The organism is Butyrivibrio sp. MC2021, from assembly GCF_000621605.1.
Taxonomy (GTDB): Bacteria; Bacillota; Clostridia; order Lachnospirales; family Lachnospiraceae; genus Butyrivibrio.
In genome coordinates this window covers 173,012-198,403 of record NZ_JHXX01000002.1, presented here as the reverse complement: position 1 = coordinate 198,403, position 25,392 = coordinate 173,012, and the positions used below count along the sequence as shown (strand labels likewise).

Below are 25,392 nucleotides of genomic sequence, written 5' to 3'. Positions count from 1 at the left end.
TATCACTTATTAGCTTTTCTTTTCGCGATCTCTTCTCTCATTGAAGGAAGCTTAGCCTCAAGGTCAAAACGAAGAGTAAGTATGAACATTACCACAAACAGTAAAAGTGGAATGTAGATACCAAAGGTATATACTGCCTGTCTTACTGCAGGTGTAGTAACCTCTGCAAGGCCATCGTAGCTTGCAACTGCCAGGCACCAGCCTACAAGTGACGCCCCGAGACCGGAACCGACTTTTCCGTCAAATCCACTTGCTGCATTACTTGTACCAACCATCTTCTTACCGAATTTATACTCATTGTAATCGATTGTCATGGCAGTCATAACACCCATAAGGCACATCATAGGGATGTTAGCAAATGTTGCAAAGCATCCAAGAATTGTGTTGTACCAGAAGGCTGATGGATTTATGATACGAAGTGCTGTAGTAACCATGCCGATAAAGAATGAAACCTTAAGCGTTCTGGTTACGCCAAGCTTCTTGATCATAGGACCAACAGCGATAAATCCGATCAGTGTAGGCAAAAGACCAACTGCACCGAGAATACCGGTCAGGTTGTCGTCGTCGTAGATAAGCTTGCAATAATAAGCTCCTGAAGATCCGCCTATACCATAAGAGATATTTGACATAACACCCATGATAAGGATCATTACCCAGTACTTATTGCGGAAAAGGTTTCCTAAAGCTTCCTTAAACGGAACCGGCTCTTCATCATCCTGCTGATCTGCAGGAAGTGCTTCTTTTCCGGTCTCAACAGCGCACTCTCTTGCCTTCTTGTAACAGATAAGAAGTGCAAGAACTACCATCAGTCCAAAGCCAACCCCAAACTTGATCCAGGCTGCCTGATCACCGCCAAGCATGTTAGTGATAGGAATGATTCCGATAGCAATTACCATTCCTGAAACATAGCCGGCTGCTGCACGCCAGATTCCCATGTTGCCTCGCTCTTCCTGGCTGTTTGTCCTCACAACCAGAAGCGAACCGTATGGAATAGCGATTGCTGTATAGATAACTGCAGTTAAAAGGATGTTCGTAACGAACATATAAGCTATCTTAACATAATCCGAAACACCCTGTGGCACCGTAAAGAGCATGATTAGTATTACCAGAGCCGGAATAGCCATCTTTAAAAGCCATGGTCTGTATTTCTCTTTTCCGGGCTTAGTATGGTCAACAATGTTTCCCATGATCACATCTGTGAACGCGTCAATGATCTTACAGATAAAGAACACTGTTGCAACAGCTCCCGCAGCCACCGCAGCCTTATCTGTGTAGAAGTATGTCAGCTGTCCGACAAGACCTGACATTGAATTAAGGGCGAACTGTCCCAAAGAGTCCGCAAAATAATCTCCCTTTCTCATTACTTTCTGGACACCGGATTTATCGAGTCCAAGTGGTTTCTTTGCCATTTCTTTGTATCCTCCTCTAAATATCACACACAGTGCATCTCTTTCTTTATTGACATTGTAGTGTATCTGAAGATAATATTATTGCAAGCACGTGAATTTATTTATAATTAGGTGAATTATAATGGCTGGAAAAAGAAAAATCGAAGACTTCCTAAATCTTCTATACAACGCGGTATATATTCCTGTCCACTACTTCAGGAAAGACGAGCTTATTATGGCATTCCCTGCAAATGAGCTGCCGGTGGACTTTATCTCTGCATATAAGGGGCTTCTTACAGAAAGTAACGAGAATGTCAGTTTCAGATCCACAGAAGACTTTCTCTTTTTAGGAATAATACAGAACTTTAACACCGGTGAAACCATAATCGTAGGACCTGTAAGCAATGTCACAATAACCTCTGACATCATCGATCACATGATAAAAGAGTACTCTCTGCCTGTGGAATACAAGCTGGGAATAGAGGAGTTCTATCGCAAGACTCCTCTGTTTTCAAACTCTCAGTTTTTCAATATCCTTGCCCTGATCAACAGGGAACTGAATGGCGAGACCATAGACATTATCTCCAAGTTCAACGTATTTGATCAGGGAAAAGAGCAAGCTATTGGGCGAAAGCATACAAGAGAACTTGTGGATATCAAGGAAAATGAGCGTTTCCACAATACGTATCTCTTTGAGAAGGAATACTACGGATACATTCAGCGAGGTGACGTGGAAGGCCTCAAAGCATTCTTCAAAAATGCGCCAAGGATGACTGAAGGAAAAGTGGCGGGTGACTCACTGCGCCAGGCCAAGAACATCTTTATCAGCTCCATCGCCATCATCACCAGAAAAGCTGTTGAAGGCGGACTGGATGTGGAAACAGCGTATCTTCTCTCCGACTCCTATATCCAGGAGGTGGAAAAGATGACGGACTCTGCGGCCATCACATTCCTTAATGCCACGGCAGCTATGGACTTTACCAAGAGAGTTTCGGAAGCAAAGATTCCTTCCGGAATGCCCATTGATATCTACAGGGCCATCGAATATATCTCCAATCACGTCAATCAGGACATCTCCGTAGAAGAGATTGCTGATCACCTTGGCATGGAGCGAAGCACCCTCTCCAAGAAATTCAAGAGAGAACTGGGCTTTAACATCAGCTCTTTTATCATGAGAAAAAAACTGGAGGAAGCCAGAAGCCTCCTCCACTACTCTGATCGCTCCATAAGTGAGATCAGTGAATATCTGTGTTTTTCTTCCCAGAGTTATTTCCAGAATGTTTTTAAAAAGAAATATGGGATGACACCCAAGGAGTATAGAAAGAGCATATGCTAAGCAGTCACCTTACCACTTTAGACTTATATAAGCGTATAGCCTCTGAACCCGCGCACGGAATAGTACGAATCCGCCCCGTTATGGTATGTGAAAACCCTTCCGTAACGTCGTTCGCAGAACAATGCACCGCCCTTGTCGCGAATATCATCCGGCGTAGTGATCCAACTTGACGTTTTCAAATCAAATTCCCCGAGACTTTGCAGTCGGCGATAGAGTTCCTCCGTCATGATCAAAACGCCGATTTCTTTTGCTTTCCATTCGGCGCTGCCTGACGGCGGGTTTTTAGCACGCCCCTGTAATGCCTTTTCGTCATAGCACAGGCTTCTGCGCCCGGAAGGGGACTCCTTTGCGCAGTCGCAGAAAATTAGCTTTCCCGTCTTTTCGTCATAGCCGATGGTATCCGGTTCTCCTCCGCTCTCCTCCATCCTTCTCAAAACATCCATGGAGCCCGGATGCTCAAGCAAACGTTTCTCCACGTCAAGCCAACTCAGTTCCATATGAAGATTCTTATTATCCTGAAACCTCGCTTTTAATATTTCTAACATGGTTTACCCCTCCAAATATTCTTCAGTCCTCCGTGCCCAATCCGTAATACAGGAGCTCATTATACTTGGCATTAGCTTCTTCTGCGGCTTTCTTATTGTGCCAGCTATCTATATCGCTGCAGATGGCCAGCATCTCGTCCACGATCAGTTCCGCGGTCCCGGGCTTCACGTTATAGAGATATGCCAGCATTCGGTCCATGGCCTTTGGGCTCCCAAGCTGCCCCGCGATCTGCACCCCCAGCTCCCCGGGGAATCCAAGCTGCTCTATGGCTGACACCAATTCATCACGTTTTCTTGCCCACTCAATACGATTATCCATTACAAATAAGCCTCGTTGTTTTCTATTTATTCTACAGTTATTTCACAAGTCCCCTACCTATCAGTTCCTGCTTCTTGGCACGGGAGAGATGCTTAATGTGCCATTCACGGCTCATGGCCTCTTCCTTGGTATCAAAAGTCTCCGAGTATACGAGCTTTACCGGAAGCCGAGGCTTTGTATACTTGGCACCCTTCCCTGCGTTATGGTCAGCTATGCGCTTTTTCAGATCGTTAGTCCAACCGCAGTATAGGGTGCCATCCGCACATTCAACAATGTAAGTGTAATTCATGACAAAAACTCCAGTAACCTCTGCGCATCACTGCTTCTTGTTAAGCTTATATCCAACAAATGAGCCAATAATTCCGCCCACCACATGGGACAGATTGGAAATATTGTCCTTAAGGAACACGCCCTCATACACCTGCTGCCCCAGGAACACCACTGCCACCAGGATAAAAGTCAGCGGAATCTCCCCATTTTTAAAACTCGTAAAAGAAGTCAGCAGAATGAACGCAAATACTACGCCGCTGGCCCCGCAGAGAGCCACATTCGGGAAAAGAATATAATTCATAAGTCCAGTAACCAGGGCAGTTATCACCATCACCTGCAGGATTCTCTTGGATCCGTATTTTTCCTCAAGCATCGGTCCCAGCAAAAGAATATATGAAGCATTGCTGATGTAGTGCTCCCAGCCGCTGTGTCCCAGAACATGGGTAAAAAATCTCACGTAAGTCAAAGGATTGGTCAGCGCCGAATGATAAGTCACAAACAGCAGCTCGTTGCTCTTGCCCAGAGTGGCAAATCCCAGCAAAAGAACTGCCAGACTAACAAATATAAATCCCAGTACTACGGGAGAATTGAAAGTTATCTTAAGTTTTTTCATGTTTTTTATTTTACTCCTTTTCACTTTTCTCTGCAGATATAGTCCCAGCTGCAGTCTCCGCATATATCACTTCTGATTCCGGCGTCGATGATTTTGTCCCTCACAAGGTCTGTGAACTCGGCAAAAGAGATCTCATCGCCCTCAGCCAAGCCGCAGGCCCTCAGGACTTCTTCGTCATATCTTTTTACTTTATCAGCTGTAGAGCACTCTCCTGCCATATTGTTGGGGCAGTTCTCACAGACAATATCCGTCTCCACCTGCAGTTTGATGATCTGAGACGGGTCAGCTTCCATCTCCCTGATTATCCGCCCCATATGATCAGTAAAGTCTTCACTGTAGCCTTTGCCTTCATAGAACTGAAAGCACATTCCATGATGTGGTCGTAACACTCTGCTCATAGCACCTCCGGCAGCATATTAATACAGTTCTGCACTATCTCATCAGGATCATTTCCCTGTATATCAAGACCGGTTGCCTTGATCAGCTCCACATCCTTTATGCCATAGAAGTTCTGCGCAAGAGCCTTTATGTATCCGAAACCGAATTCTTCCGGCACATAGGCACCTCCGGCAGTCATTATGTAATACAGCTTTTTGGCCTTGCATAAGGCAATGGGTGTACCCTGCGGAGAATACTCAAAAGTTATTCCCAGAACATTAATATGTTCAATATACTGCTTTAACACTGCAGGAAAAGATAAATCCCAATAAGGCGCGGCAATAACTATAGTGTCCGCTTGGGCAAACTGCTTTGCCAGGTCAAAATACGGATCTTCGAAATTATTCGCTGCTATGAAGCCGTCTCTTTTCCTAAGAAATTCCTCACTGGTGTCAGGGAAACTGACTTCAGACAGTTTTACTTCTTTAATCTCTCCATCAATCTTTTCCAGAAATTCTGATGCTATTCGATTTGTTCTTGAATCTGTTCTGGCGCACGCATTTACATATAAAACCATTCATTTTTCCTCCCATGCCTTAAATACTCGTGCGAAAATTGAGCCATATATCCAATTTTCAAAAATCTCTATGTCATCCCAAGAGCTTTAAGCATTTCCATCGCCTTGGCGTAGGATTCCCTCATCTTCTGAGGTTCGTTGGTAGCAATGCCCTTATTTACGGCTGTTTCCAGGAGTTCCTTATTATCACTGATAAACAGCACCTCACTCTCACAGGAATCAAGGAAGTCCCTCGCCTCATCAGCACCAAGTCTCACCACTTCCGCATGATTCCGCTCTTTGAGCATTGCTATCTGTTTATCCAGAACTTCATCCTCTTTTTCACTTAAGCAAAGAACAATCTTCGAATGCATGCTATATACGCTCCTCCGTCTGATACTCTCCGGTCCTCTTACCCTGTTACAACCTCTCCGGTCCAATCTATGATTCCGCCGAACTCATATACATTAGTATATCCCATATCATGAAGCTTCTGGGCAGCCTCTTTACTACGCCTGCCACTTCTGCAATAGATAAGGATTATCTGGTCCAGATCCGGAAGCTCCGAGGGCATTGAATCTATTATGCTCTCGTTGGGGATGCAGATTGCTCCGGGAATGTGTCCTTCATCAAATTCATCCTGCCTTCTTACATCCACAACAACATGACCATCGTCAAGATCCATCATCACCTTCGCTGTTTCCTGATCAATCTGGGTGTAACTATCCTTATTATTCTTAGATGCAAGAAAAATTGATGTTGGTCCATCAGCCCCACCTATAATTTCTACATCCGATTCAGTTTTAGCTCCACATCCAGCAACCGTCAAAACAAGCATTACAGTTGCTAAAATAAAAAATCTTTTCCTCATATGCTTTTTCCTTTCCTCCTAATCCGCCTCAAATAACTCTTATTTTTTCATATATCTGGCATCTCGATAGGATCCGATTTTGACAATCTTGTCTTCTTTTAACATTTTGCTAAGAACAAGCTCCACTGTCTTAACACTGATATCAGGAACTTTGTCCATAATATCAGCTTTTGAAATAGGAACAATGGCATTTAAAAGAACTGCCTCTACACGTTCTGATTTCTTGGCTTTTTTTAGCGTGATATCCATAAAGGTTTCATCCAACTCTTTGTAACATGTAAAGAATCTGCATAATATGCTAAAAGAAGTTGCTCCATGGCTTTGGAAGTCTCTTCTGCTGAGACAGGCTTAAATCTTATATGTCTCGTACCATCAGGAAGGTACTCCATTATCATATTGTCATGAGATTTATATCTTCCTGCTTCCGATGGATTCGCCTCTTCTTCCATCATCCTGTGAAGCGAATTAATAACATCCTCTTTCAGTTGTATATGCTCATGATTTGCATGAATAAGGTTCAAAGCCTCTTTATATCCGGATATCTCCTTCTCATCATGCGTAACAGGAATAGCACCATTTACAATATCTCTGATCCTATCATCTGTTGTCACGATACCTTCAATTGCATTACTACCTTTTACAGATTCCACAATCGCCTTTTGGCGCGAAGATCCGCTATTATAGCAGATAACGACACAATATTAGCAGGAATGCTTGTTTGCAAAAAACCATAATCAAATCTTCTCATATATTTCTCCAAACAAAATTTACTACCTAAATTTTATATTTTTTTAGGTAGTAAACCAATGTTTTCTTGGTCTTCAATATTTCATTAACTCCTCTATCTAACCCCATGCTCCTCCCGCGATGGCATAGGCCTAATAATATTACTCTTTTACTTCAAAAAAGTCCTTACCACATACCGGGCAAAACCGGCATCCCCTATGGTACTCATAAGTGTTTCCATTGCTGTCGTTTAGCAGATGCATACATATCTGCTTTTTCGCAGCATCAATATATATCCAAATATTAACATCCCCGCCAATCCCCAGATTAAACTTCTCATAAAACAGCGGTTTTTCAAATAAATCATCGTGTTCTTCACAAAAATCGCACATACGCTATCCTCCCGTAAATAGACGCCTATGCCATCTTAACTCCATGGTAACCAATGACATGGTCTATAACTCGGATAGCTCAAACCCAGACAGGATCTCATGCTCAGAAATCATCCCCAAAAGCATCGTTTCTGATCATATTCAAAATCTGCTTATCTTTTTCATCCATGGCAGTTGCTCCTAATCAGTGTCGACTCTGATGAGGTCATTATATTTGGGAAAAGAATTTGTGGCAATAGAAAAGGTTACGAAACGTAACTTTTGGTTTTGGTTCGTAACCTTGGAAAAAACCTTAGGAAAAAAGTATTCATTTGTCAGAAAAAGCAATGCCTCGAATCCCAGCACTGTTCCTTCTCCTGAATTAGCGCATCCAGCTCATTTAACTTCTCCATGAGCTTGTTCCTGCGCTCAGCCAAATCGCGTTCATCGACATCATCTTCCTCATCAATATGATCTCCATAATTCCATAATACCCACTCTTCAGAATAAGTTTTAATGTCGTTATAGAGGGCCTTGCAAAAATCGATCATTGAAAGATCAACATCATATAGCTCCTCATGCCCGCGGTTCTTATTCCCTGTATCATCCCTCTCAAAAACAACATAGCAAGCGTGGTAGCTCACCATGCACACCATTCTCCCCGGTTCACAAAAGCCATGAACAGCAAAAGGTTTCAGTGTTCGCATTCCATGAATTGCCTGGTCAAGCCAATCGAAAGATATATCAGTAAGAAAGCTCAGATCATAAAAATACTTTTCACATATTTGAAATGTGCTCCAGCCATTACCTGGTTTACTTAGCATATGTGCTCCTCCTTCGAATCCCCATGCATTATATTATATCAAAAAATATATTACTTTTGTCACATGCTGGTGCCTATTTCTTGGCATTGGGGTATGCTATACTCTAATTTGGAAAAAGACTTTGTCTAAAAGAGGAACTCATTATGAAAAAAGTATTAGTTTTACTATTCACAGTAGTTACCCTATGCGCCGGTATAACAGCCTGCGGAAAAAATACAGATATACCTGAGGATAGTTCTGCGGATAGTACTCTTTCCGTCTCCATCCCGGAGCCGACGAAGAACGCTAACGTATCTGCAGATTATCTTGTTGATGTGGAGAACTTATATCCTGATTATGTGGATGCTTCAGAGACAATGGAAGTTAACAGTGCAGATTATGAGACAGTTGTCCTGTTCCATACAGACGTTAACGTACAGGACTTCAGGGTGTTTTCCCTGGAACTCAACATCGATGATAATGGCAATCCGGACTTCATTCCCACAGAGGTGTTTCGCTCTGCAGAACTTAAGGAAGATGCTCCCATTGCCGTTCCTTTAAACTTTCCCGGAGATATGTCGCTCAACGGCTATTGCTATAAAGATTCAGACGGGAACATAAAGACATTTACCATAGGTATAAGCGGCAAAGACGGTTCTCTGGTGATCAACGCAGAGGCCTTCGCTGTGCCGGAAGAATAAAAGCTTCGTCCGGATTATTCAAATATCGTTTAAAGCTAATAAGCAAAAAGATACTGAAATCCAATTCTTCCATAGAATCTTCAAAAAAATATTTTGTACTCATTTTACTCTTTACATATAAAAATAATTTTCTAACTTAGCAATATAGATTTGTTTAAAATCATTGTCCTTTGAAACTAACAACTCTTTTAATAGTTTAACCCCTTCATGTGCAGCAGAATAATTACAGCTTATCAATTCTTGAAAATAATCAAAGTAATTCTGTTCAAATAATCCCAACTTCTCAAATTGTTCGTATGCAAGATTAAAAGCATCACAAAAATCATTTTCATCCATATCTTTTGGTTCTTTTTGTTGCTTATTGCACACCAAGCTCTCCTTTGGATACTTATCCGCTAAATTTTCTTTCTTCTCTGTAAGACATGAATTGGCAAAATCAACAAGCTTACCTGTTTTGAGCCTGATAATGGGATTGTCTCCACCATCTAAATCGAACCACTCGATTACATCAAAAGGTTCATTTCTTGACTCCCTACTCATCGTGCTAAAGATAATTTTCTTAATTCCTTCCAATAAGTCATCTGTGAGGAGTTCAAATTTATCAAGAGCGTCACCAATGTCTATAGCATAGTTAGTTGCATGAAAATAATTCAACTCTCTTCCGGTAATTTTCTCTCTAATTTTTTTCAGTAAATCCTGAATAATATCAAACTCTAATTCATCCAATCGATACAGATCATAAATATCTGATTTTACCTCTAATTCGCTTTCTTTTATTTCTAATGATGCGGGCTGCACTTTAAAAATCAATTTCCCAGAATACATTTTCTGGATAGTTTTATCCTTACCAATCAGCGCTATCACTTTTGAAATAAGCTCCCCACGTTTTTTCTTATCTTTGCAATAAATAGTTGTTATAACATTTTCATTGTCTAGTAAAGGAGCAAATATCTCTTTGTCAGTAACATCTAACGAATGACCAAATATAAATACTTCATGTTTTTTATCATCATTGGCATCGATTTCTTTAAACCATTTTTTATATGTAGTATCTGTTCCAAAGAACAGCTTCTGGTAATACTTCTTAAATCCAATTAAATAATCGTATTCTCCGATTTTATCGCTATTATCATGAATACCCAATACCATTTCATTGGATTCAAATGTAGAATTTTTCTTAGCTTCTCCGTGTATATAGCAATACTCCACCCCTACATCATTTTTTCTATAAACCTTTTCAAACGTATGAGTATAGTTAAATGAAATAACCTTATTGGGATGAATTTTCATAATAGCCGGATTTATTATATCTACAGGGGCCGGGTCAATCCAATATACAAAATAGATTTCAAGGGCACGTGCTAATTTTCTAAGATGTTTCAAGAAAAGATCTCTTATATCATTAAATGTCTTTCCATCAAAGCTACTCCCATTAAACTTTTTTGCTCCATTACTTATTTTATTACCACCAATAGTATTCCCCTCAAATTCCCTTGCAAATACGGTGTTTATATCATATCCGTAAATAACTGATAAATAAAAAAATCGTTCCTCATCTGTACTATCCAATGCTTCGTTTTCGAATGTAGCACGATTAAGATACGCTTCTCTGAACTTCTCAATCACCCTCATTAATGAAGCTACTTCACTTTCAAAGTCAATCCATGTTTTATTGTTTTCTCCTCTAACCTTTTCAAAATGATGTAACCAAAAATTGTCCTTAATAAGTTCATTAAATTCTTTTATTATTTGGGGATTTGATGAAGAAAGTTTCTCATATGTATCTATATTGTATTTCTTGAGCTTCTCAGCATCATCTTTCCATTTGCCCTCTGGAATAGGATATTCTCTTGTCGTAATCCATTTTACAAAGTCCATAAACTGAGTGTACTGAGTTCCCAATTTATGTTCCAAATCAAATCCGTTTCCAACAATAAGTATTTTCATAGTTACCCCCAATTAGTTTTTTTCAGCATCAGAGCCCCAGCTCCTGCTTCCCAGGAATACGCTTATTCCATTGTAACAAAAATCTTTTGCCATAAAAGCATTTTCGTTCGTATTAGCAATAAAGATAAGAAAAAATAAGAGCGTCCACAGCTAGGGTGACTTACGTTTCACCGATGCCAATGGACGCTCTTTGCGTTGGATTTTATTTCATTTTTAGCAGCTCAACTATCTTATTCTTCTTATCCACCGTAAGCTTATTGTTATACCCATAATGAATGGCATCATCAATATCCTTCTGGGTTACCAGCACTCGCTTACTGACAACAGGACTATTCATCTCCACAAAGAACACATATCCCTCTACCCATGTATCCAGGCCGTACTCCTTCAGATACTGAGACGTAATGTAGATCTGGCGGTTAACCTGCTTAATGGGATTCCTTATGGTTTCCTGGTAAAAAGAGCCTCCCAGCGTTATCTTGTTCTTGATCCACTGCTCATCATCCTCCTCGCCAAATAGCTCTCCGGTATAGTTCTTCACTTCAATGATAAAAACGCCTCGATTATTGATAACCACATTGTCGAGCTCGCACTGCTTGCCTGCTGCCACTATATGCAGATTGGTTAAAAGAGTGTCATTCTCCTTCAGTATTTCTCCAATGATCTGCGTAGCAAAGCGCTCACCATACCTACCGGCGCGCTTCTCAGGTGATTCAAAGTTATAGGGAAGCTTACCTTTGGAAATAGCAACGGTTACAAGTGCAATTAAAAGAGCTATGAATAAAAGAGAAATGAAAGCAAACATTATTCCCACGATATACCTTCCCCCACCTCATTCTCTGGTTCCATTCCATTGTACCAAAAAACTTTTAAATATCTTTTGCCACAACTCAAATTTCATTCGTATAAATAATCAGATAAGAAAATACAAAGCAACGGTGGCTTAAGCTTCACCTTAGTTATTAGGTTTTCTTATGAGAGGGACTGGTTCAGATGGCTTTCGCTTCATCGAAAATCAGGAAAAACAATTATGAAGAGCGTCCACAGCTAGGGTGACGAGTGTTTCACCGATGCCAAGGGACGCTCTTTGCGTTGAAAACTACAGTTATTCAATTCTTATCATAAGCATTTTATCACAGATTGTTTACAGTAATAGGCAGCTATTCCCATAATGGTCCCTCAAAAAATTACAGCCTCATTTTAATACTTTTGACCTTTCTGTGTTTATGCTTATTTCCTCAGGCAGCCTTATTGTACTTTTCATCTTGACTAGAGTTTCTTTTTGAAAAAATAAATTTAACAACGGCTATTAACATACTAACAACATCTGTTAATCCCAATATAGCTCCAGTAACTTTTGCCCATGCTTTATCATAATATGTTCCATACCCATATAGAATTATAAAACCAATCAAGCACATTACTATAGCAGTAATAATAATACCTATAAATATTTTTCTATTTCTTTCCTTTCTTTTCTTCTCGCTGCCCTCTAGCTTCTTAATTCTATCTACAAGTTCGTCTTTTTCTTCTTTCTCCTTTTTCGCATCGTCAATCAATTTTTGTTTTTCATTATTTACCATCTCAATCTGCTTTTCTCTATCGCTTATAGTATCTTCGTACTTTTGTTTCTCCTCCTCAGCAGCTTGTAACTGTGCTTTTTGCTCTGCCAGTTCTTTATCTTTCTCAGCTATGATTCCGTTTTTCTCTATAACTTCAAGATCCTGCGCTTCTTTTCTACGCATAGCTTCATCAAGATCCCAATTATCAAGAAAAGCAATTGCATCATATACATTCTCGGGAGTAAGGTCCTCAGGCTGCCTCAAAACACTCCGAAATTCCGCACTAATCGAAGCATAATAGCTTGCATCAATCTTTGTGCCATCTTCAGAGACCTTTCCAATACTTTCTTTGAACTGATCATAACCATCTGAGGCCTTGCTTTGTATAATACCGAAAAGTACATTCCTAGCATTCATTATCATATCAACTGTTCTCGGTTTATTGCCATTTCCAAAGCCCTTGTTCAGCTTGAACCAGAAATGGTTTATCAAAAAGTCATAAGTTGTAGCAAGCGGCACCTCTCCGTTTTTAACAAATTCCGGAGAAGCTGACAACCTTAAAGTCTTATTTGTTGCCGTTAAAAATATGTATTTGCAATTCTCAAAGCCTTTTTTACTCTCCGCTTTTCGTAATATATTTATATGACTCAGTATCTTGGCACTATTTAAAATTGCTTCTGGACTATATCCCCAAACAGAAGCATACTTATCCTTTATGTCCAAAGACTCTAAATTATATGTCTTGTTATCCTCGTTACTAACATCATAGAAGTCCCTATCGATCTGATGGATATCCTTTGCACGCAGTTTAGCAAATATTCCCGCCCGCTTAAACTCAATATCACTGAACCTGGAGCATCCATCCAATATTTGAACCATTGCTTGTTTGGTGGGGTCAAGAATATCCTTTCCAGCAAGGATATCTTTCGCTTTCTTGAAGTGACTATTTAACTCCTCTCTGGTCTCTGGAAAATAACAAAATGAAATCTTTTTGCCTTTTTTATTTATCTCTTTAATATACTCTTCCAGCTGAGCACATGATTCCTGTGACGCCTTATCATTATATCCGCATAAAGAAAATAGTACTTCCGTGTCACATACAAGAGTTAGATTTGTCTTCCACGAACCCAGTTCGCTTAAGTCTCCGCAATAACGAACACCCTCATAAAGAATGACACCTTCTTTCAGATCGTTGAGAATGTCTTTTAGCTCCTCATTGTCTTCGATTGAAAGAATAAAATTGTTAAAGTATGTAAGTTCTTTAACATTAAGCCAATTATTATCCATCAGATAATCACAAAAGGAGTTTTTATAATTTTTTTGTTCATTTTCAGACAGTGGCCTATTCTCGCACTTTTCTATATATTTACAGAGCTTATCTAAAAGCTGATTATTTCTCTTAGTAGAATCATCAATAGACTCTAATACCGTTGTAGACTGTCCTTTGCCTAATGAAATCTTTGAAGATATCTTAGCAGGCTCGCAAATATAACTATCCTTACCATCTCTAGTTACAACATCCATATGTCTTATGCACTGCTTGATTATAGATGGCGGCAATTTAAATCCAAAACTATCATTCAATGCTCCCGTCATTTCTTCCACAGAAAAAGAATTAAAATTGTAATGTATTATTACATTTTTAATAAATTCTTCTAAAACATCATAAATTCCCATATTTGTGTCACTGAGTCCTTTTACAACAGCAACACTAGCCAATAGTTTACACTGTTCACTTATCATTTTTACTACCCCCAAACACTTATTTTGTTTTTTCACAAACAAGATAATGATACAACAATCACAATTTACGTTTCAAGGGAAAATCGCCCTTCTCATGCATATTTACGCAGTTTTATTTTTCAAACTCATTCAACTTCCTATTTACTTGTTTGCTGAATATTTTCTCAGGTAATAATCTCATTAAAATATAAAAAATTTCTAATGATATCGCATGCATCACATAAGTTATTTTGTTTTATTATAGGGACTGGTTTAAATGGCTTTCGCTTCATCGAAGATCAGAAAAAAATTATATAAAGAGCGTCCACAGCTAGGGTGACTTACGTTTCACCGATGCCAAGGGACGCTCTTTGCGTTATATGCTACATCTATTCAATTCGAATCAAAAGCACTTCTTACAGCTTATCGTACTTAGTGCTTATCCCCTTGCTTTTCTCAACAGGATACTTCTTTTCATTCTTATCAATCTTGCTGTTCAGGATCTCGCATATATCAAAGCCTTTCTTCTGGGCCATCTGTATGCAATAGTTCATCACATCAGCCAGCTCTTCCTTAAGTGCTTCCTCATCTGCATCAGGACTCCACTGGAAGCACTCCAGAAGCTCTCCCGCCTCTATCACTATGGATTTAGCCAGGTTCTCGGGCGTATGGAATTGATCCCAGTCGCGTTCCTCAGTAAATCTGGCGATTCTTTCGCATGTCTCTTCAAAAGTCATCTCGTTATCTCACTTTCAAGCATATTTGAATTTCATCACTAGTATAACACGCATGAAACCTGACGTTACCCCAAACTTTCGTAGCATCGTTAAAAATGTTATCATTTTAAATATAGTTAATATCTCTATTTTCAGGAAAGCAGGCACTCAATGACTAATTCAGCAACTGGCGAAAAACTGTATATAATTTCCGGTCATCCCTTCCCCAGCAACAGCTACGGAGATCAGGGATATCTCGGCAACTGGCCTATGCTCTATATCCTAGAGAATGGAGACAAAGTCTATATCGGTGAATCCACCAACGTCACCGAGCGCATGCGCCAGCATTATCAGAATCCTGAGAAAAAGATCTTTAATCAGGTCCATTTTATATACTCCGATCAGTTCAATCAGTCTGTGACTTTTGATTATGAGTCCAAACTCATTCAGTTCATCGCAGCCGATGGGAAGTTTGTCATAACCAACAAAAATGATGGTATTGCCAATAAAGACTATTATGAAAAGTCTTCCTACGACGATTGCTTCAATGAGTTATGGGAAGAGCTTCGTAGCTGCAAGCTTGCGGATCACACCCTTGAGCACATCAGAAACAGTGAATTCTACAAGTACTCTCCTTTTAAAGAGCTGAACAGAGACCAGAAGCAGCTGGCAAGCGATATCATTTCAGAAATCCTTGCCGGCAAAAATATCCCCATCACAGTAAACGGCCGTCCCGGAACCGGCAAGACCATCGTTGCCGTATATCTTATGAAATACCTTAGAGATTATGAGGATCCTCATTCCGGCAAGAAGCTTTTTGCTGATAAAAAAATGGCTCTCATCATCCCACAGACCTCTCTCAGGTCCACACTTAAGAGTCTTTTCAAAAAGATCGAAGGCCTCGCAGCCAAAGATGTCATGGGAGCTTCAGAAGCAGTCAAAAAAGGCTCCTGGGATATCATCTTTGTTGATGAAGCCCAGAAGCTCCAGGTCAGAAGAAGCATCGTCGGCTATCAGGCACATGACAATAACAATAAAAAGCTTGGTCTCCCAACCGATGCCACAGAGCTTGACTGGATCCTTACCATAGCCAAGACTCCTGTGTTCTTCTATGATCCCGAGCAGTTATCAGGTCCCTCCGGCACTACCATTGAGATCTTCAATGAAAAAGTCCGGGCCACTCTTAAGAAGAACTTCACTGACAGGATAACTGCGTATACCACCCATTTCCTTCGCATGCAGATGCGTGTCCAGGGCGGTGACGAATATATCAACTATGTAAATGCTGTTTTACATGGGGAAGCAAAAGAGAAAAAGACTTTTGATAATTATGACTTTAAGATGTTTGATTCCTTCAGGCTTTTTAACGACCTTTTATATCAAAAGGAAAAAGAGCTTGAGCTTTGCCGTATGTTGGCAGGCTACGCCTGGGAATGGAAAACCAAGAACGATCCCACCGCTTACGATATCAGTATTGAGGGTGTAAACAAAAGATGGAACCACTGTCTCAACAACTGGGTTAACAGTGACGGTGCCATCGACGAAGTAGGCTGCATTCACACTATTGCAGGCTATGACCTTAACTATGCCTTCGTGATCATAGGAAAAGACCTGTATTATGACAGCAATACAGGCCTTCTTAAAACAAATAAGAGCACATACTTTGATAAACGCGGAAAGCAGTCTGCCACTGATGAAGAGCTTGATCTGTATATCAAGAACATTTACTATGTGCTGCTTACCAGGGGCATCAAAGGGACCTATGTGTATGTTTGCGATGATGCGACCAGGGAGTATTTCAGGAGATTTATTGATTAAAAATCTTTTGCCACAAAACCATTTTCGTTCGTATAAATAATCAGATAAAAAAATACAAAGCAACGGTGGCTTAAGCTTCACCTTAGTTATTAGTTTTTCTTATGAGAGGGGCTGGTTCAGATGGCTTTCGCTTCATCGAAGATCAGGAAAAAAATTATTAAGAGCGTCCACAGCGAGGGTGACTTACGTTTCACCGATGCCAAGGGACGCTCTTTGCGTTAGCAATATATTTATTTAATTTTCTCAGTGATGATCGTTCCAATAGTCCTCAGCAGCAATAAAAATCCCTTTTTTCCCCATTTTAAGCTTACTTTCTTTTTGCAATTACATTTATCCACTTCTCGTCATCCCTTCCGGGCCTACAATCCGTGCTTATCTCATTAACAAGTATGGTAAAGCCTGCTTTTTCGAATAGCGGAACCACACTCTTCTCATTGAAGTCACTGAACTTGCGGTCTCCACGCATCTTAGTTCCTTCACCATATTTGAAGGAAGCGTACATAATTCCGCCGTCATTAAGGGCTTTGTTCATCTTCTTCATGATCTCCGGAAGTTCATTTACGGGAACATGCAAAAGAGAAGCGCAGGCCCAGACAGCATCGAATTCTCCATCAAATGTCATCTCTTCAAAACGAAGATTTAAAACCTCTCTGCCGATATGCTCTGTAGCACGTTTGCACATCTCTGTAGATGCATCAAAAGGAGTAACTTCATACCCTGCATCCAAAAAAGCCTTGCTATCTCTTCCGCTTCCGCAACCGGCATCAAGAATACTTGATCCAGCAGGAACAAAAGAAATAAACTTATCTCTCATATAGGACATATCTGCGCCGACGCTCCCCGCAAAGAAAGCGTCGGCGTTCTCGTTGTAGTATTCTACATTTACATCATTCATACTCATCCAACTTCCAATTTACTTGTTTGCTTGATGTATTTAGCAGGTATAGGATTATCCAAATGCCATGTAATGCTCATAGGCCTGCTGCCATAATGGCTCACGTATTTAGCTGTTCCAAGATATGTATACGGAGCCGCACCTGCTATGTCTTTCTTAAATTCTCTCACGAAAAGCAGTACCTTACTTTCTTCGCGCATATGGTTAATGTACCTTTGGCCGGTAGGCGAGGTATCGGAAGTCGTACTCTGACTCTGCCAATGGAAAAGCTCTTCGTTTATGGAATAATCTTCATACATAGTTGTTGGAGAATAATCCTTGTCTGACTTATTCAGCGTCACAAAGAATACATCTGCGTTTTTGTCAGGAAGCCACTTGGTTCCTTCTCTCACAGTATTGGGCTTTATGAAGTCCATGGCAACCAGAATCTGATCGCGGGTATATGTACAGTGAAGATCAAGGGGACAGTCAAATCCCAGATCTACTCTGCCACCTACAACATCGATCGTTTCCAGGTTATATGATAAAAGTTCAATCAGCTCAGAGAGCATAACTTTACTATTGCAAAGATCATCTAAATTCTGCCTTACCTTTGGAGCATTCCAATCCTCTACTGCTTCAAACCATACAGTCACATAGAACATCTGAAGCATACGCTTTTCTTCTGCTGGTAAAGCATCTATATTTGTTTCAGAAAGTTTAGGTAAGATATCAACCAAAAACTGTATCCATCTGTAGGAATCCACAGCAGCAAACTTCGCAAACGCTTTTGTAAGTTTCTCTTCAATTGGCTCACTGAAGTCACTGATTACGCCTGCATCTGCACATAATCTTGCAAAAGAATATTTGGCATAAATGCTGAAAACATTCAAATGATAATAGCGTAAAAAGTTCCGAAGGTTAAGCTCTTTTCCGCTGTCTTCAGTAAATGTCTCAATTCTTGAAATAAGTCCTGCTCTGGTATCAAAGGACTGTCTAATATTATTCAGGATCACCTGGGAAGCTTTCTTTTCAAGTTGGATATAGCACCCCTTTGGAAGCGCTGTAAATCCATGCTTTATCTCGTATTGAACGCTATGCTTAGTGTTGGCAAGTAGCGCAGAAAACTTCTCTTCAAAGTTGTATTTCTTATTGGCCTGACCAATGAAATCAAGCACTGTCAAGCATTCCTTTCCTTCAGACAGACGAAGTCCTCTTCCAAGCTGCTGCAGGAAGATAGTTAACGACTCTGTAGGTCTTAAGAAAAGTACAGTATCTACCTCCGGAATATCAATTCCTTCATTATATAGGTCCACAACGAATATATATTTGATTTCTCCCGATAAAAGCTTTGCCTTCGCACTAGCCCTCTCTATATCAGATGAGTCTGAAGTCAGCGCAATAGAAGGAATCCCTCTCTCATTGAAGCATTCGCTCATAAATCTCGCATGCTCAATAGAGACACAGAATCCCAGTCCATGAACCTTGTCCATGTCAGTAATATAGCGGTTCAGAGAGTTGATTATGTGATTTACACGTTTTAATGCGACTACTCTGTTCATGGAAAAGAGATTGCTAAGTTCGCTCTTATCATAGCCGCCTCTCACCCATTTTATCTGAGATAAATCTGTTTCATCAGATACGCCAAAATACTGGAATGGACAAAGAAGCTTTCTCTCTATAGCTTCTGAAAGCCTGATCTCCGCAGCTATGCGTCCATCAAAGTATTCAAGAACATCCTTACCATCCATTCTTTCAGGAGTTGCAGTAAGTCCAAGTAATATCTTCGGCGTAAAAGAACTCAGAAGACCTTGATATGTCGGTGCTGCAGCATGATGGAATTCATCTACAACAATAAAATCATAATAATCAGGAGATAGCAGATCATATATTTTCTGAGAAGCTACAGTTTGAATTGAAACAAAGAGGTAGTCCAAGCTTTCTGGCTTTTCTCCACCTACATAAAGCTCTCCAAAGTTGGGATCCTTGAGGACCGCCCTGAACACTTCTCTGCTTTGCCTCAAAATCTCTTCTCTATGTACTACAAAAAGAAGTGTGTTTCGCTTTCCAGGTTTTCTCTTACAGTATCTCCGGTAATCAAAAGCAGCAACCAGAGTCTTTCCAGTACCTGTCGCAGCAACAACAAGGTTCTTATATCTTCCACGGATCACTCTCTCAGCATCAAGCCTATCGAGAATCTCCTGTTGATAAGGATAAGGATTCACATCAACAATAAATCCATATCCAGCTTTGATTTCACCATATTTTTCAGCATTAAGAGCCTTTTTAAGTTTGTCGTAACTATCCGCACTATAGGGTTCAAAATTGGAAGAATTCCAGTAGCTGTCAAAGGTCGCAGCAATCTTTTTGATAGTAGGTTCCATATCCTTGGTGGTAACCTTAATATTCCACTCAAGGCCACTAGACATTGCCACATTAGACATATTGGAAGAACCAACATATGCTGTGGTAAATCCAGTCCTACGATAGAAAATATAAGCTTTTGCATGAAGTCTTGTGCGTTTAGTATCATAAGAAATGCGCACATCCGTATTGGGAAGCTTGCTAAGTTCCTCAATGGCCTTAATATCTGTTGCTCCCATGTAAGAAGTTGTGATAATCCTGAGCTCTCCGCCTCTATCAACGAAGTTCTTAAGGTCTTCGAATAGAAGCCTAAGTCCACTCCATTTTATAAAAGAGACTAACATATCTATGCGATCCGCAGTCTGCATTTCCTTTTTCAATTCAGAGTACATCTGTGGTTCATGGATTGCGCCAGTAAATAAGCTGCTCTGTGCCACAGAAGTCTCAGGACGCACAATATCCTTAGCCTTCTTCTGTCCAATCCTGTACATAGGATCTGACTCAGATAACAGCGCCAATAATTGTTCCGCATTTTCAGCAACTGCCATTTCTTTAAGGTCATCCATTTCCGCGTCACTAGAAATCAGACCAACTACTTTATTGACAAGATTGACCTTTGCAGCAAGATCTCCATCCTCTGATATGCGATCCAACGCCTTGTGAACAATTTCAGAGACATAGCGAGCTAATACCTCTGACGCTTCAGCCCCGTCTATTTTATCTATAAGCTTTAAATCCTCTGAGGATCCTTGCAGTTCAGACTGTATCTGTTTATTTATGACCTGTTCATATAATCCGGGTTCTAACATACGATTCCCTCATCTGTACATAGTAATTACCAGTTGCTTATACTGTAGTCTTCTTTGGAGTCCATATCTCGTTATATCCATTTTTCTTTGCCCAGTCATAAATCATTTTTATACGTCTCGCTGAGTCTGCTTCACTACTATGATCTCTTTCTATCAAAATTTCATTACGATCAGATATCTTATTTAAAAAATCTACCTGGGCCAATTTGTCACGTTTTCTATTGTTACACTCAGGACAAGCGAGAACAAAATTCCAAATTTGGTCATCCTTTATAAATGACCACGGAATAAAATGATCAACCTCAACACTTCTTTTTGTAACAGGCTTTCCACAATAGAAACATTTATTTTCAAATTCTTCAAACAGAATATCCCTATAATATGCAAGGCTGCTGCGAGTCCTCATTGTGCTTTCATCTATCTTGCTAAGAAGATGATCAACCGCACTGTCCTCATTAACCTTTTCAAGAAACTTTGCCCATTCGTAGTAGTTTAATTTCTCAATAGCCACCTTATGCTTACAAACAAATTCATACATCCTTGGATTGATCTGAATCCATTCTCCACTTTTAGAAAAAGAATAAAACAATCCTCCCAAGTCAGCATATAGAGCACCTACAACATTTTCCTTACACTTCATTTTTACCTTATGGCATATATCTATTTGCATATCATTAATAAGACTCTCAAATGGAATATCCTCAAGTATCCCATACTTCTCTTTCCCATAGATTAATGCTTTTTCTAACTCAGATTGACGATTCAGCTTTCCTGGATTTTTCTGCCTGATATGGTGCTTCAGAACCAAATTCCAATATATTTCAGTAAACTTAGCAAATAACTGATCAAATGTAAGAATAAGCTTGCTGTCAGTATTGTAAAGATTATCGATAATAGCTTTTAAAAATCCAAACTTATAGCTCGTATCATTCACAGACTTACTTGAAAAAAGGTATGCAAAAGCAGACCACATCTCATCATCTGAGAGCGGTCTGTCTATGAAGTTTGCTTCTTTTAACAAGTATCCTGCAGCCATATACTAATTATAATCTCTGCATTGATATCACTTCAATAAAACACATCTTAATTAATCACAAATTTTAATGTGCTTCATCCACATTTTTCGCAATCATAATATAAAGAAAAATAGAGACGAATCATTCATCTACCGGCCAAACACTGCCTACATCCAGTCCTATCTCCGTAAGCCACTGATCTTCCACCGAAACCATCTTCGTCTGACCATCCTCATTTTCCAGTGTCACAGAAACCTTGGGTTTCTCTCCGGGAGCGAGTTCCTCGCAGCCAAAGTCTCCGTCAAATATCTGTTTTATTATCCACATAGTAGTCTCACCTCAACAATTTTTTTATCAACTTCCCATTAATCACGGGCCTATCCGTCAGCCCTGTGGGTATAGCCAGTTCTATGGCAACCACCACCCGCTCTTTTCCCCGGCGAACAGTCTCGACTTTGGTTATGGCCACCCGGGCCTCCACCTGGGGATCTTCAAGGAGGGGCAGCACCACATAGTACAGCTCATCTTCGTCGAAGGAGATAGTGCCAAGGATCCTGCCGGTGACAAGCTCTTCCACCACTGCTCTGTCCTCACGAAGGTAGATGGTTAAGGGCGTGGCAGAGGCAGGTGCAGATCCAAGGCTGCTTCCGGGTTCTTTTTTGATAAAACCGGAGAAGGAATATACCTCACAGTCGCCCTCCTGCCGGATCTTCTTGCCGATCTTCCTGGCGGCATCTGCGGGAAGGACATACTCCTGCATCATGAGGTGGAAGATGTTCTTTACTATATCCGGCTCTTGGATGATATCCCGGCCTGATATTGTCTCTTTGCAGGCCTCGAGAACGCTTTTTGCAAAGAGATGGAACTCCTCCATGTCGGGATCCCATACGAATCTGCCTCTGGCCATTTTGGAGGGTGGCAGGGCTTCGTCATAGATCTTGAACTGGAAGAAGATATTTCGCTGGGCATATGCATCCTTATTTTCCATAGCATCCCAGGTGAACTCGTAGGTATCAAAATAAGGCTCACCCTCAGACTCTCTGATCTTCCTGTAAGCCTCAATGACAAGGCGAATTTTGTCATCATCTTCGGGATCTCTTTTCCCGGTGGGATCTGAGTCCGGATGGTACATGATGAGGAGTTTCTTGTACTTCGCCTTGATCTCCCTGTCGGTATTCTCTTTGGATACGCCAAGTATCTTGTATGCTTCTTTAAGTGTCACTGCACTAATGCCCTTTATTCAAAAATCTTAATACATAAGCTTTTCATACTTGGTATTATTTTGACTTACACGGCAAGAACTCAATCATTGGGGGAGAAATTGTTGATTTTTCAATCACAACAGACTCCCCTGCTATGCTGAGCAGATTTGTAATAAGCTTACCCTCATCAGCCCTATCCACAGCAAATATATGAAGTCTTGTATAATTTGGTATTAAAAACCTTTCTAACACATCTTTATCTGTCACGTCCAATGAATGCCCAAAAGTATATACGTCAGAAAAGGCTTTCTTAGGAATTTTAAAGGCATATGATGGAATATGTACATTTAAGACAACCGACTCTACATCTATCCCATTTTCTATACTATCCGAGTATTTTTGATAATTTTTTCTCATCTTATCAGACCAAACTGAATAGGTTACATCATTGCGTTTCCTAATCCTCTGGATATACTTCTTAAATATGGCAAAATAATCAGTTTCATTACCATTATCCATGCTATACTTATCGATACCTATAACCATGTTATTATCATCTTCTGAGCGATCTTTTTCACAACAACCATGAATATGGCACACAGGCGTTTCTATTCCATATATCTTTTCATACGTCTTGGTATAGTTAAATGTTATTACATAATCAGGCTTTATTTCAGAAATGACATTTAATTTGTCAATAATAGGTATAGTTTCAACAAACTCAGTAAGATAAATTTCAAAGGCCACAATTAACTGTTCTAAATCTTTATATAATCTATCCCGAACTGAACTTATCGAAGCTAATGAAGCCCCCTTGTACGTATTAAATGAACCAACAGAATCATTTAATTCCCAATATGCATCAAGAACATAAGTAAAATCTGAAAACTTATCCTCCACACTATTATTGAACTTCATTTCTCTGTATATATTTAAAAATGGTTCATTAATGCTATTATATCGCTCATCAATGAATTTAATTATTTCAGAAATTTCAGTTTCAAAATCAATCCAGTTTTCTCCTCGCATTTTTTTATAGCAATATAGTTTATTAATATATCTATACCAAATATTATGCACTAGGCATTCATGAAACTTATCCAGTCTACAATCTGAAACACTTACATATTGGTCTTCAACATCACTATTAGGATCTAAATTTATTTTTACCGTTCTTATGCCGAACAGCCTTATCAACTCTTTTTTCAGAAAATCATGTCCCATCCAACCATTAACATCACTTTTAAATATATCAAGTTCCTCTTCCTTTTTTTCGTATCCATAGATTTTCATTGCCAACTTAGCAAAATCTAAAAAGTGTTCATACTTTGTTGGAAGATTATGGGCCAAATCAAATCCATTTCCTAAAATCAAAAGCTTACTCCCCATAAAAGCTTTCTCCTCCATGTTCAAATATTATCTTTCGACTTTCAAAAATTCCTTATTTCTTTTGCCAGCGAAAACGGAATAATATCTCCGGGCTTTGTTTCGCAATAAGCTTTTTCTTCATGCATGTAGTCAACTATCTCTTGAGCTTTATAATTCTTGAACTTCTTTATTACAGCATCTAAAGCCTTTTTATCTTCATTGCTCAACACACTATAATCCATACCCTTTGTAGGATAAATATGAAGCATAGAATCATAATTGATACTTACTTCCTCGTGAACATTCAAGTTTTCAAGATTCATAAGACTATAATGTCCAATAGGAAGTGCCCCCATTTCATTGTGTCTATATACCAGTCCAGTAATTGCATATCCATTCTCTTTACATGATAATGCATCCGCGTACCAAAGCATTTTCATTAGCTTTACTTTAAAAAGATTTGATACCTCCTCAGCAATATAAGAAATTGCCGCCTCAAGCTTATCAATGTTTAACAAAACAAAGCCATTTGAATCAGATGGCTCTTCAAAACTCACATACTCACCTTCAAATGCTTGTCGTGTCAGGTATTCCTTTCCATAGGAATCCAACTTTTCTACTATTTTTGATCTCACTTCAAATCTCTTTACGCTTGGAAATTTATCAGCATTTTTCTTCAAAAAATCCAAAGCTTGTAGCGGATTATCTTTAATCAAACGTAACATAGTATCATATGCTTCATCTTGAATTGCCTTGCTCTCATATCGCGAAATCGTAGCTTCTCCCCATCCGAGTAGTCTTGCCAAATCTACTTGAGATAATCCATAACTCTCTCTTATAGCCACAATTTCATCAGAAGTAAGTAATCCGTGCTTAACTCGATAGGCATTTCTTGCATTTAGAAGATTCTCATTTGTCATAGATCCAGTTTCAAATTCATTTTCTTCCTCATCCGAATTAGCGCAAAAATAAAATCTCTCTTCATAGGTTACTTTATCACCTTTCAGAGTGATTGTAGCAAAGCGCTTTCTTTCCTCAACCTCATGTATTTTGTCGCATAATGGACAATCCATATGTACCTTTCTAATTAGTGTACTCGCCTCCATAGTTTCCCTCC

Annotated in this window: 27 protein-coding genes; 3 read left to right on the top strand and 24 right to left on the bottom strand. The window is 39.7% G+C overall.

Going from position 1 to position 25,392, the window contains the following annotated elements; all coding sequences use genetic code 11:
• Positions 1–2: 2 nt before the first annotated feature.
• Positions 3–1,409, bottom strand: coding sequence for an MFS transporter (locus T359_RS0106850; protein WP_026516826.1), 1,407 nt, complete (start codon positions 1,407–1,409; stop codon positions 3–5).
• Between the two features lie 121 nt (positions 1,410–1,530).
• Here T359_RS0106850 and T359_RS21435 point away from each other — a divergent pair, with 121 nt between their 5' ends.
• Positions 1,531–2,724 (top strand): helix-turn-helix domain-containing protein, encoded by a 1,194-nt coding sequence (locus T359_RS21435; RefSeq protein ID WP_051545058.1) that lies wholly within the window; start codon positions 1,531–1,533, stop codon positions 2,722–2,724.
• Between the two features lie 23 nt (positions 2,725–2,747).
• Here T359_RS21435 and T359_RS0106840 read toward each other — a convergent pair whose 3' ends face one another.
• From T359_RS0106840 to T359_RS0106785, 12 genes are all read right to left on the bottom strand, one after another.
• Positions 2,748–3,269 (bottom strand): DUF4256 domain-containing protein, encoded by a 522-nt coding sequence (locus T359_RS0106840; protein WP_026516825.1) that lies wholly within the window; start codon positions 3,267–3,269, stop codon positions 2,748–2,750.
• Between the two features lie 22 nt (positions 3,270–3,291).
• On the bottom strand, positions 3,292–3,588 hold the full coding sequence (locus T359_RS0106835; RefSeq protein ID WP_026516824.1) for a hypothetical protein: 297 nt from the start codon (positions 3,586–3,588) through the stop codon (positions 3,292–3,294).
• 37 nt (positions 3,589–3,625) lie between these two features.
• A complete protein-coding gene (locus T359_RS0106830) occupies positions 3,626–3,877 on the bottom strand; it encodes a GIY-YIG nuclease family protein (RefSeq protein WP_026516823.1) in 252 nt (83 codons plus the stop codon).
• 27 nt (positions 3,878–3,904) lie between these two features.
• Entirely contained in the window at positions 3,905–4,471 is a 567-nt protein-coding gene (locus T359_RS0106825) for a rhomboid family intramembrane serine protease (protein WP_026516822.1), read from the bottom strand.
• Between the two features lie 20 nt (positions 4,472–4,491).
• Entirely contained in the window at positions 4,492–4,869 is a 378-nt protein-coding gene (locus tag T359_RS0106820) for a DUF1284 domain-containing protein (RefSeq protein WP_026516821.1), read from the bottom strand.
• Entirely contained in the window at positions 4,866–5,426 is a 561-nt protein-coding gene (locus T359_RS0106815) for an NAD(P)H-dependent oxidoreductase (protein ID WP_026516820.1), read from the bottom strand. Before T359_RS0106815 ends, T359_RS0106820 begins: the two co-directional genes overlap by 4 nt.
• A gap of 68 nt (positions 5,427–5,494) precedes the next feature.
• Complete coding sequence (locus T359_RS0106810) at positions 5,495–5,779, bottom strand: hypothetical protein (RefSeq protein ID WP_026516819.1); 285 nt, start codon at positions 5,777–5,779, stop codon at positions 5,495–5,497.
• A gap of 38 nt (positions 5,780–5,817) precedes the next feature.
• Complete coding sequence (locus T359_RS0106805) at positions 5,818–6,276, bottom strand: rhodanese-like domain-containing protein (protein WP_026516818.1); 459 nt, start codon at positions 6,274–6,276, stop codon at positions 5,818–5,820.
• Between the two features lie 39 nt (positions 6,277–6,315).
• Positions 6,316–6,525, bottom strand: a complete 210-nt coding sequence (locus T359_RS0106800) for a hypothetical protein (protein WP_026516817.1) — start codon at positions 6,523–6,525, stop codon at positions 6,316–6,318.
• Positions 6,510–6,926, bottom strand: coding sequence for a hypothetical protein (locus T359_RS0106795; protein ID WP_026516816.1), 417 nt, complete (start codon positions 6,924–6,926; stop codon positions 6,510–6,512). Before T359_RS0106795 ends, T359_RS0106800 begins: the two co-directional genes overlap by 16 nt.
• A gap of 237 nt (positions 6,927–7,163) precedes the next feature.
• The gene (locus T359_RS0106790) at positions 7,164–7,394 is read right to left on the bottom strand and encodes a hypothetical protein (RefSeq protein ID WP_026516815.1); all 231 of its coding nucleotides are present in this window, start codon (positions 7,392–7,394) and stop codon (positions 7,164–7,166) included.
• Positions 7,395–7,708: 314 nt separating this feature from the next.
• Entirely contained in the window at positions 7,709–8,197 is a 489-nt protein-coding gene (locus T359_RS0106785; protein ID WP_026516814.1) for a hypothetical protein, read from the bottom strand.
• A 143-nt stretch (positions 8,198–8,340) separates the two neighbouring features.
• Between T359_RS0106785 and T359_RS0106780 the strand changes: the two genes are divergently transcribed.
• On the top strand, positions 8,341–8,877 hold the full coding sequence (locus T359_RS0106780; RefSeq protein ID WP_026516813.1) for a hypothetical protein: 537 nt from the start codon (positions 8,341–8,343) through the stop codon (positions 8,875–8,877).
• A gap of 111 nt (positions 8,878–8,988) precedes the next feature.
• On the opposite strand, the gene T359_RS0106775 is transcribed toward T359_RS0106780, so the two are convergent.
• From T359_RS0106775 to T359_RS0106760, 4 genes are all read right to left on the bottom strand, one after another.
• A complete protein-coding gene (locus tag T359_RS0106775) occupies positions 8,989–10,824 on the bottom strand; it encodes an AbiH family protein (protein ID WP_026516812.1) in 1,836 nt (611 codons plus the stop codon).
• 202 nt (positions 10,825–11,026) lie between these two features.
• Positions 11,027–11,629, bottom strand: coding sequence for a nuclease-related domain-containing protein (locus T359_RS0106770; RefSeq protein WP_035783899.1), 603 nt, complete (start codon positions 11,627–11,629; stop codon positions 11,027–11,029).
• A gap of 433 nt (positions 11,630–12,062) precedes the next feature.
• The gene (locus T359_RS0106765; protein WP_026516810.1) at positions 12,063–14,129 is read right to left on the bottom strand and encodes a hypothetical protein; all 2,067 of its coding nucleotides are present in this window, start codon (positions 14,127–14,129) and stop codon (positions 12,063–12,065) included.
• A 395-nt stretch (positions 14,130–14,524) separates the two neighbouring features.
• A complete protein-coding gene (locus tag T359_RS0106760; protein ID WP_026516809.1) occupies positions 14,525–14,845 on the bottom strand; it encodes a nucleotide pyrophosphohydrolase in 321 nt (106 codons plus the stop codon).
• 150 nt (positions 14,846–14,995) lie between these two features.
• Between T359_RS0106760 and T359_RS0106755 the strand changes: the two genes are divergently transcribed.
• Complete coding sequence (locus T359_RS0106755; RefSeq protein ID WP_155840028.1) at positions 14,996–16,642, top strand: DUF2075 domain-containing protein; 1,647 nt, start codon at positions 14,996–14,998, stop codon at positions 16,640–16,642.
• Between the two features lie 307 nt (positions 16,643–16,949).
• Here T359_RS0106755 and T359_RS0106750 read toward each other — a convergent pair whose 3' ends face one another.
• The 7 genes from T359_RS0106750 to T359_RS0106720 form a co-directional block, all read right to left on the bottom strand.
• The gene (locus tag T359_RS0106750; RefSeq protein WP_081795447.1) at positions 16,950–17,543 is read right to left on the bottom strand and encodes a class I SAM-dependent methyltransferase; all 594 of its coding nucleotides are present in this window, start codon (positions 17,541–17,543) and stop codon (positions 16,950–16,952) included.
• Complete coding sequence (locus T359_RS0106745; RefSeq protein WP_026516806.1) at positions 17,540–20,689, bottom strand: DUF3427 domain-containing protein; 3,150 nt, start codon at positions 20,687–20,689, stop codon at positions 17,540–17,542. Before T359_RS0106745 ends, T359_RS0106750 begins: the two co-directional genes overlap by 4 nt.
• Before the next feature lie 37 nt (positions 20,690–20,726).
• Positions 20,727–21,725: an HNH endonuclease gene (locus T359_RS0106740; protein ID WP_051545056.1), complete on the bottom strand. Its 999-nt coding sequence runs from the start codon at positions 21,723–21,725 to the stop codon at positions 20,727–20,729.
• Between the two features lie 121 nt (positions 21,726–21,846).
• Entirely contained in the window at positions 21,847–22,032 is a 186-nt protein-coding gene (locus tag T359_RS0106735) for a hypothetical protein (RefSeq protein WP_026516804.1), read from the bottom strand.
• 7 nt (positions 22,033–22,039) lie between these two features.
• The gene (locus T359_RS0106730) at positions 22,040–22,927 is read right to left on the bottom strand and encodes a J domain-containing protein (RefSeq protein ID WP_026516803.1); all 888 of its coding nucleotides are present in this window, start codon (positions 22,925–22,927) and stop codon (positions 22,040–22,042) included.
• A 55-nt stretch (positions 22,928–22,982) separates the two neighbouring features.
• Positions 22,983–24,296, bottom strand: coding sequence for an AbiH family protein (locus T359_RS0106725; protein ID WP_026516802.1), 1,314 nt, complete (start codon positions 24,294–24,296; stop codon positions 22,983–22,985).
• Positions 24,297–24,337: 41 nt separating this feature from the next.
• A complete protein-coding gene (locus T359_RS0106720; protein ID WP_026516801.1) occupies positions 24,338–25,381 on the bottom strand; it encodes a type II TA system antitoxin MqsA family protein in 1,044 nt (347 codons plus the stop codon).
• Between the last annotated feature and the right edge of the window lie 11 nt (positions 25,382–25,392).

Bases quoted from the DNA above. Each gene is read 5' to 3' on its own strand.
- T359_RS0106850 (WP_026516826.1), bottom strand. From the start codon at position 1,409: ATGGCAAAGAAACCACTTGGACTCGATAAATCCGGTGTCCAGAAAGTA.
- T359_RS21435 (WP_051545058.1), top strand. From the start codon at position 1,531: ATGGCTGGAAAAAGAAAAATCGAAGACTTCCTAAATCTTCTATACAAC.
- T359_RS0106840 (WP_026516825.1), bottom strand. From the start codon at position 3,269: ATGTTAGAAATATTAAAAGCGAGGTTTCAGGATAATAAGAATCTTCAT.
- T359_RS0106835 (WP_026516824.1), bottom strand. From the start codon at position 3,588: ATGGATAATCGTATTGAGTGGGCAAGAAAACGTGATGAATTGGTGTCA.
- T359_RS0106830 (WP_026516823.1), bottom strand. From the start codon at position 3,877: ATGAATTACACTTACATTGTTGAATGTGCGGATGGCACCCTATACTGC.
- T359_RS0106825 (WP_026516822.1), bottom strand. From the start codon at position 4,471: ATGAAAAAACTTAAGATAACTTTCAATTCTCCCGTAGTACTGGGATTT.
- T359_RS0106820 (WP_026516821.1), bottom strand. From the start codon at position 4,869: ATGAGCAGAGTGTTACGACCACATCATGGAATGTGCTTTCAGTTCTAT.
- T359_RS0106815 (WP_026516820.1), bottom strand. From the start codon at position 5,426: ATGGTTTTATATGTAAATGCGTGCGCCAGAACAGATTCAAGAACAAAT.
- T359_RS0106810 (WP_026516819.1), bottom strand. From the start codon at position 5,779: ATGCATTCGAAGATTGTTCTTTGCTTAAGTGAAAAAGAGGATGAAGTT.
- T359_RS0106805 (WP_026516818.1), bottom strand. From the start codon at position 6,276: ATGAGGAAAAGATTTTTTATTTTAGCAACTGTAATGCTTGTTTTGACG.
- T359_RS0106800 (WP_026516817.1), bottom strand. From the start codon at position 6,525: ATGGATATCACGCTAAAAAAAGCCAAGAAATCAGAACGTGTAGAGGCA.
- T359_RS0106790 (WP_026516815.1), bottom strand. From the start codon at position 7,394: ATGTGCGATTTTTGTGAAGAACACGATGATTTATTTGAAAAACCGCTG.
- T359_RS0106785 (WP_026516814.1), bottom strand. From the start codon at position 8,197: ATGCTAAGTAAACCAGGTAATGGCTGGAGCACATTTCAAATATGTGAA.
- T359_RS0106780 (WP_026516813.1), top strand. From the start codon at position 8,341: ATGAAAAAAGTATTAGTTTTACTATTCACAGTAGTTACCCTATGCGCC.
- T359_RS0106775 (WP_026516812.1), bottom strand. From the start codon at position 10,824: ATGAAAATACTTATTGTTGGAAACGGATTTGATTTGGAACATAAATTG.
- T359_RS0106770 (WP_035783899.1), bottom strand. From the start codon at position 11,629: ATGTTTGCTTTCATTTCTCTTTTATTCATAGCTCTTTTAATTGCACTT.
- T359_RS0106765 (WP_026516810.1), bottom strand. From the start codon at position 14,129: ATGATAAGTGAACAGTGTAAACTATTGGCTAGTGTTGCTGTTGTAAAA.
- T359_RS0106760 (WP_026516809.1), bottom strand. From the start codon at position 14,845: ATGACTTTTGAAGAGACATGCGAAAGAATCGCCAGATTTACTGAGGAA.
- T359_RS0106755 (WP_155840028.1), top strand. From the start codon at position 14,996: ATGACTAATTCAGCAACTGGCGAAAAACTGTATATAATTTCCGGTCAT.
- T359_RS0106750 (WP_081795447.1), bottom strand. From the start codon at position 17,543: ATGAGTATGAATGATGTAAATGTAGAATACTACAACGAGAACGCCGAC.
- T359_RS0106745 (WP_026516806.1), bottom strand. From the start codon at position 20,689: ATGTTAGAACCCGGATTATATGAACAGGTCATAAATAAACAGATACAG.
- T359_RS0106740 (WP_051545056.1), bottom strand. From the start codon at position 21,725: ATGGCTGCAGGATACTTGTTAAAAGAAGCAAACTTCATAGACAGACCG.
- T359_RS0106735 (WP_026516804.1), bottom strand. From the start codon at position 22,032: ATGTGGATAATAAAACAGATATTTGACGGAGACTTTGGCTGCGAGGAA.
- T359_RS0106725 (WP_026516802.1), bottom strand. From the start codon at position 24,296: ATGGGGAGTAAGCTTTTGATTTTAGGAAATGGATTTGATTTGGCCCAT.
- T359_RS0106720 (WP_026516801.1), bottom strand. From the start codon at position 25,381: ATGGAGGCGAGTACACTAATTAGAAAGGTACATATGGATTGTCCATTA.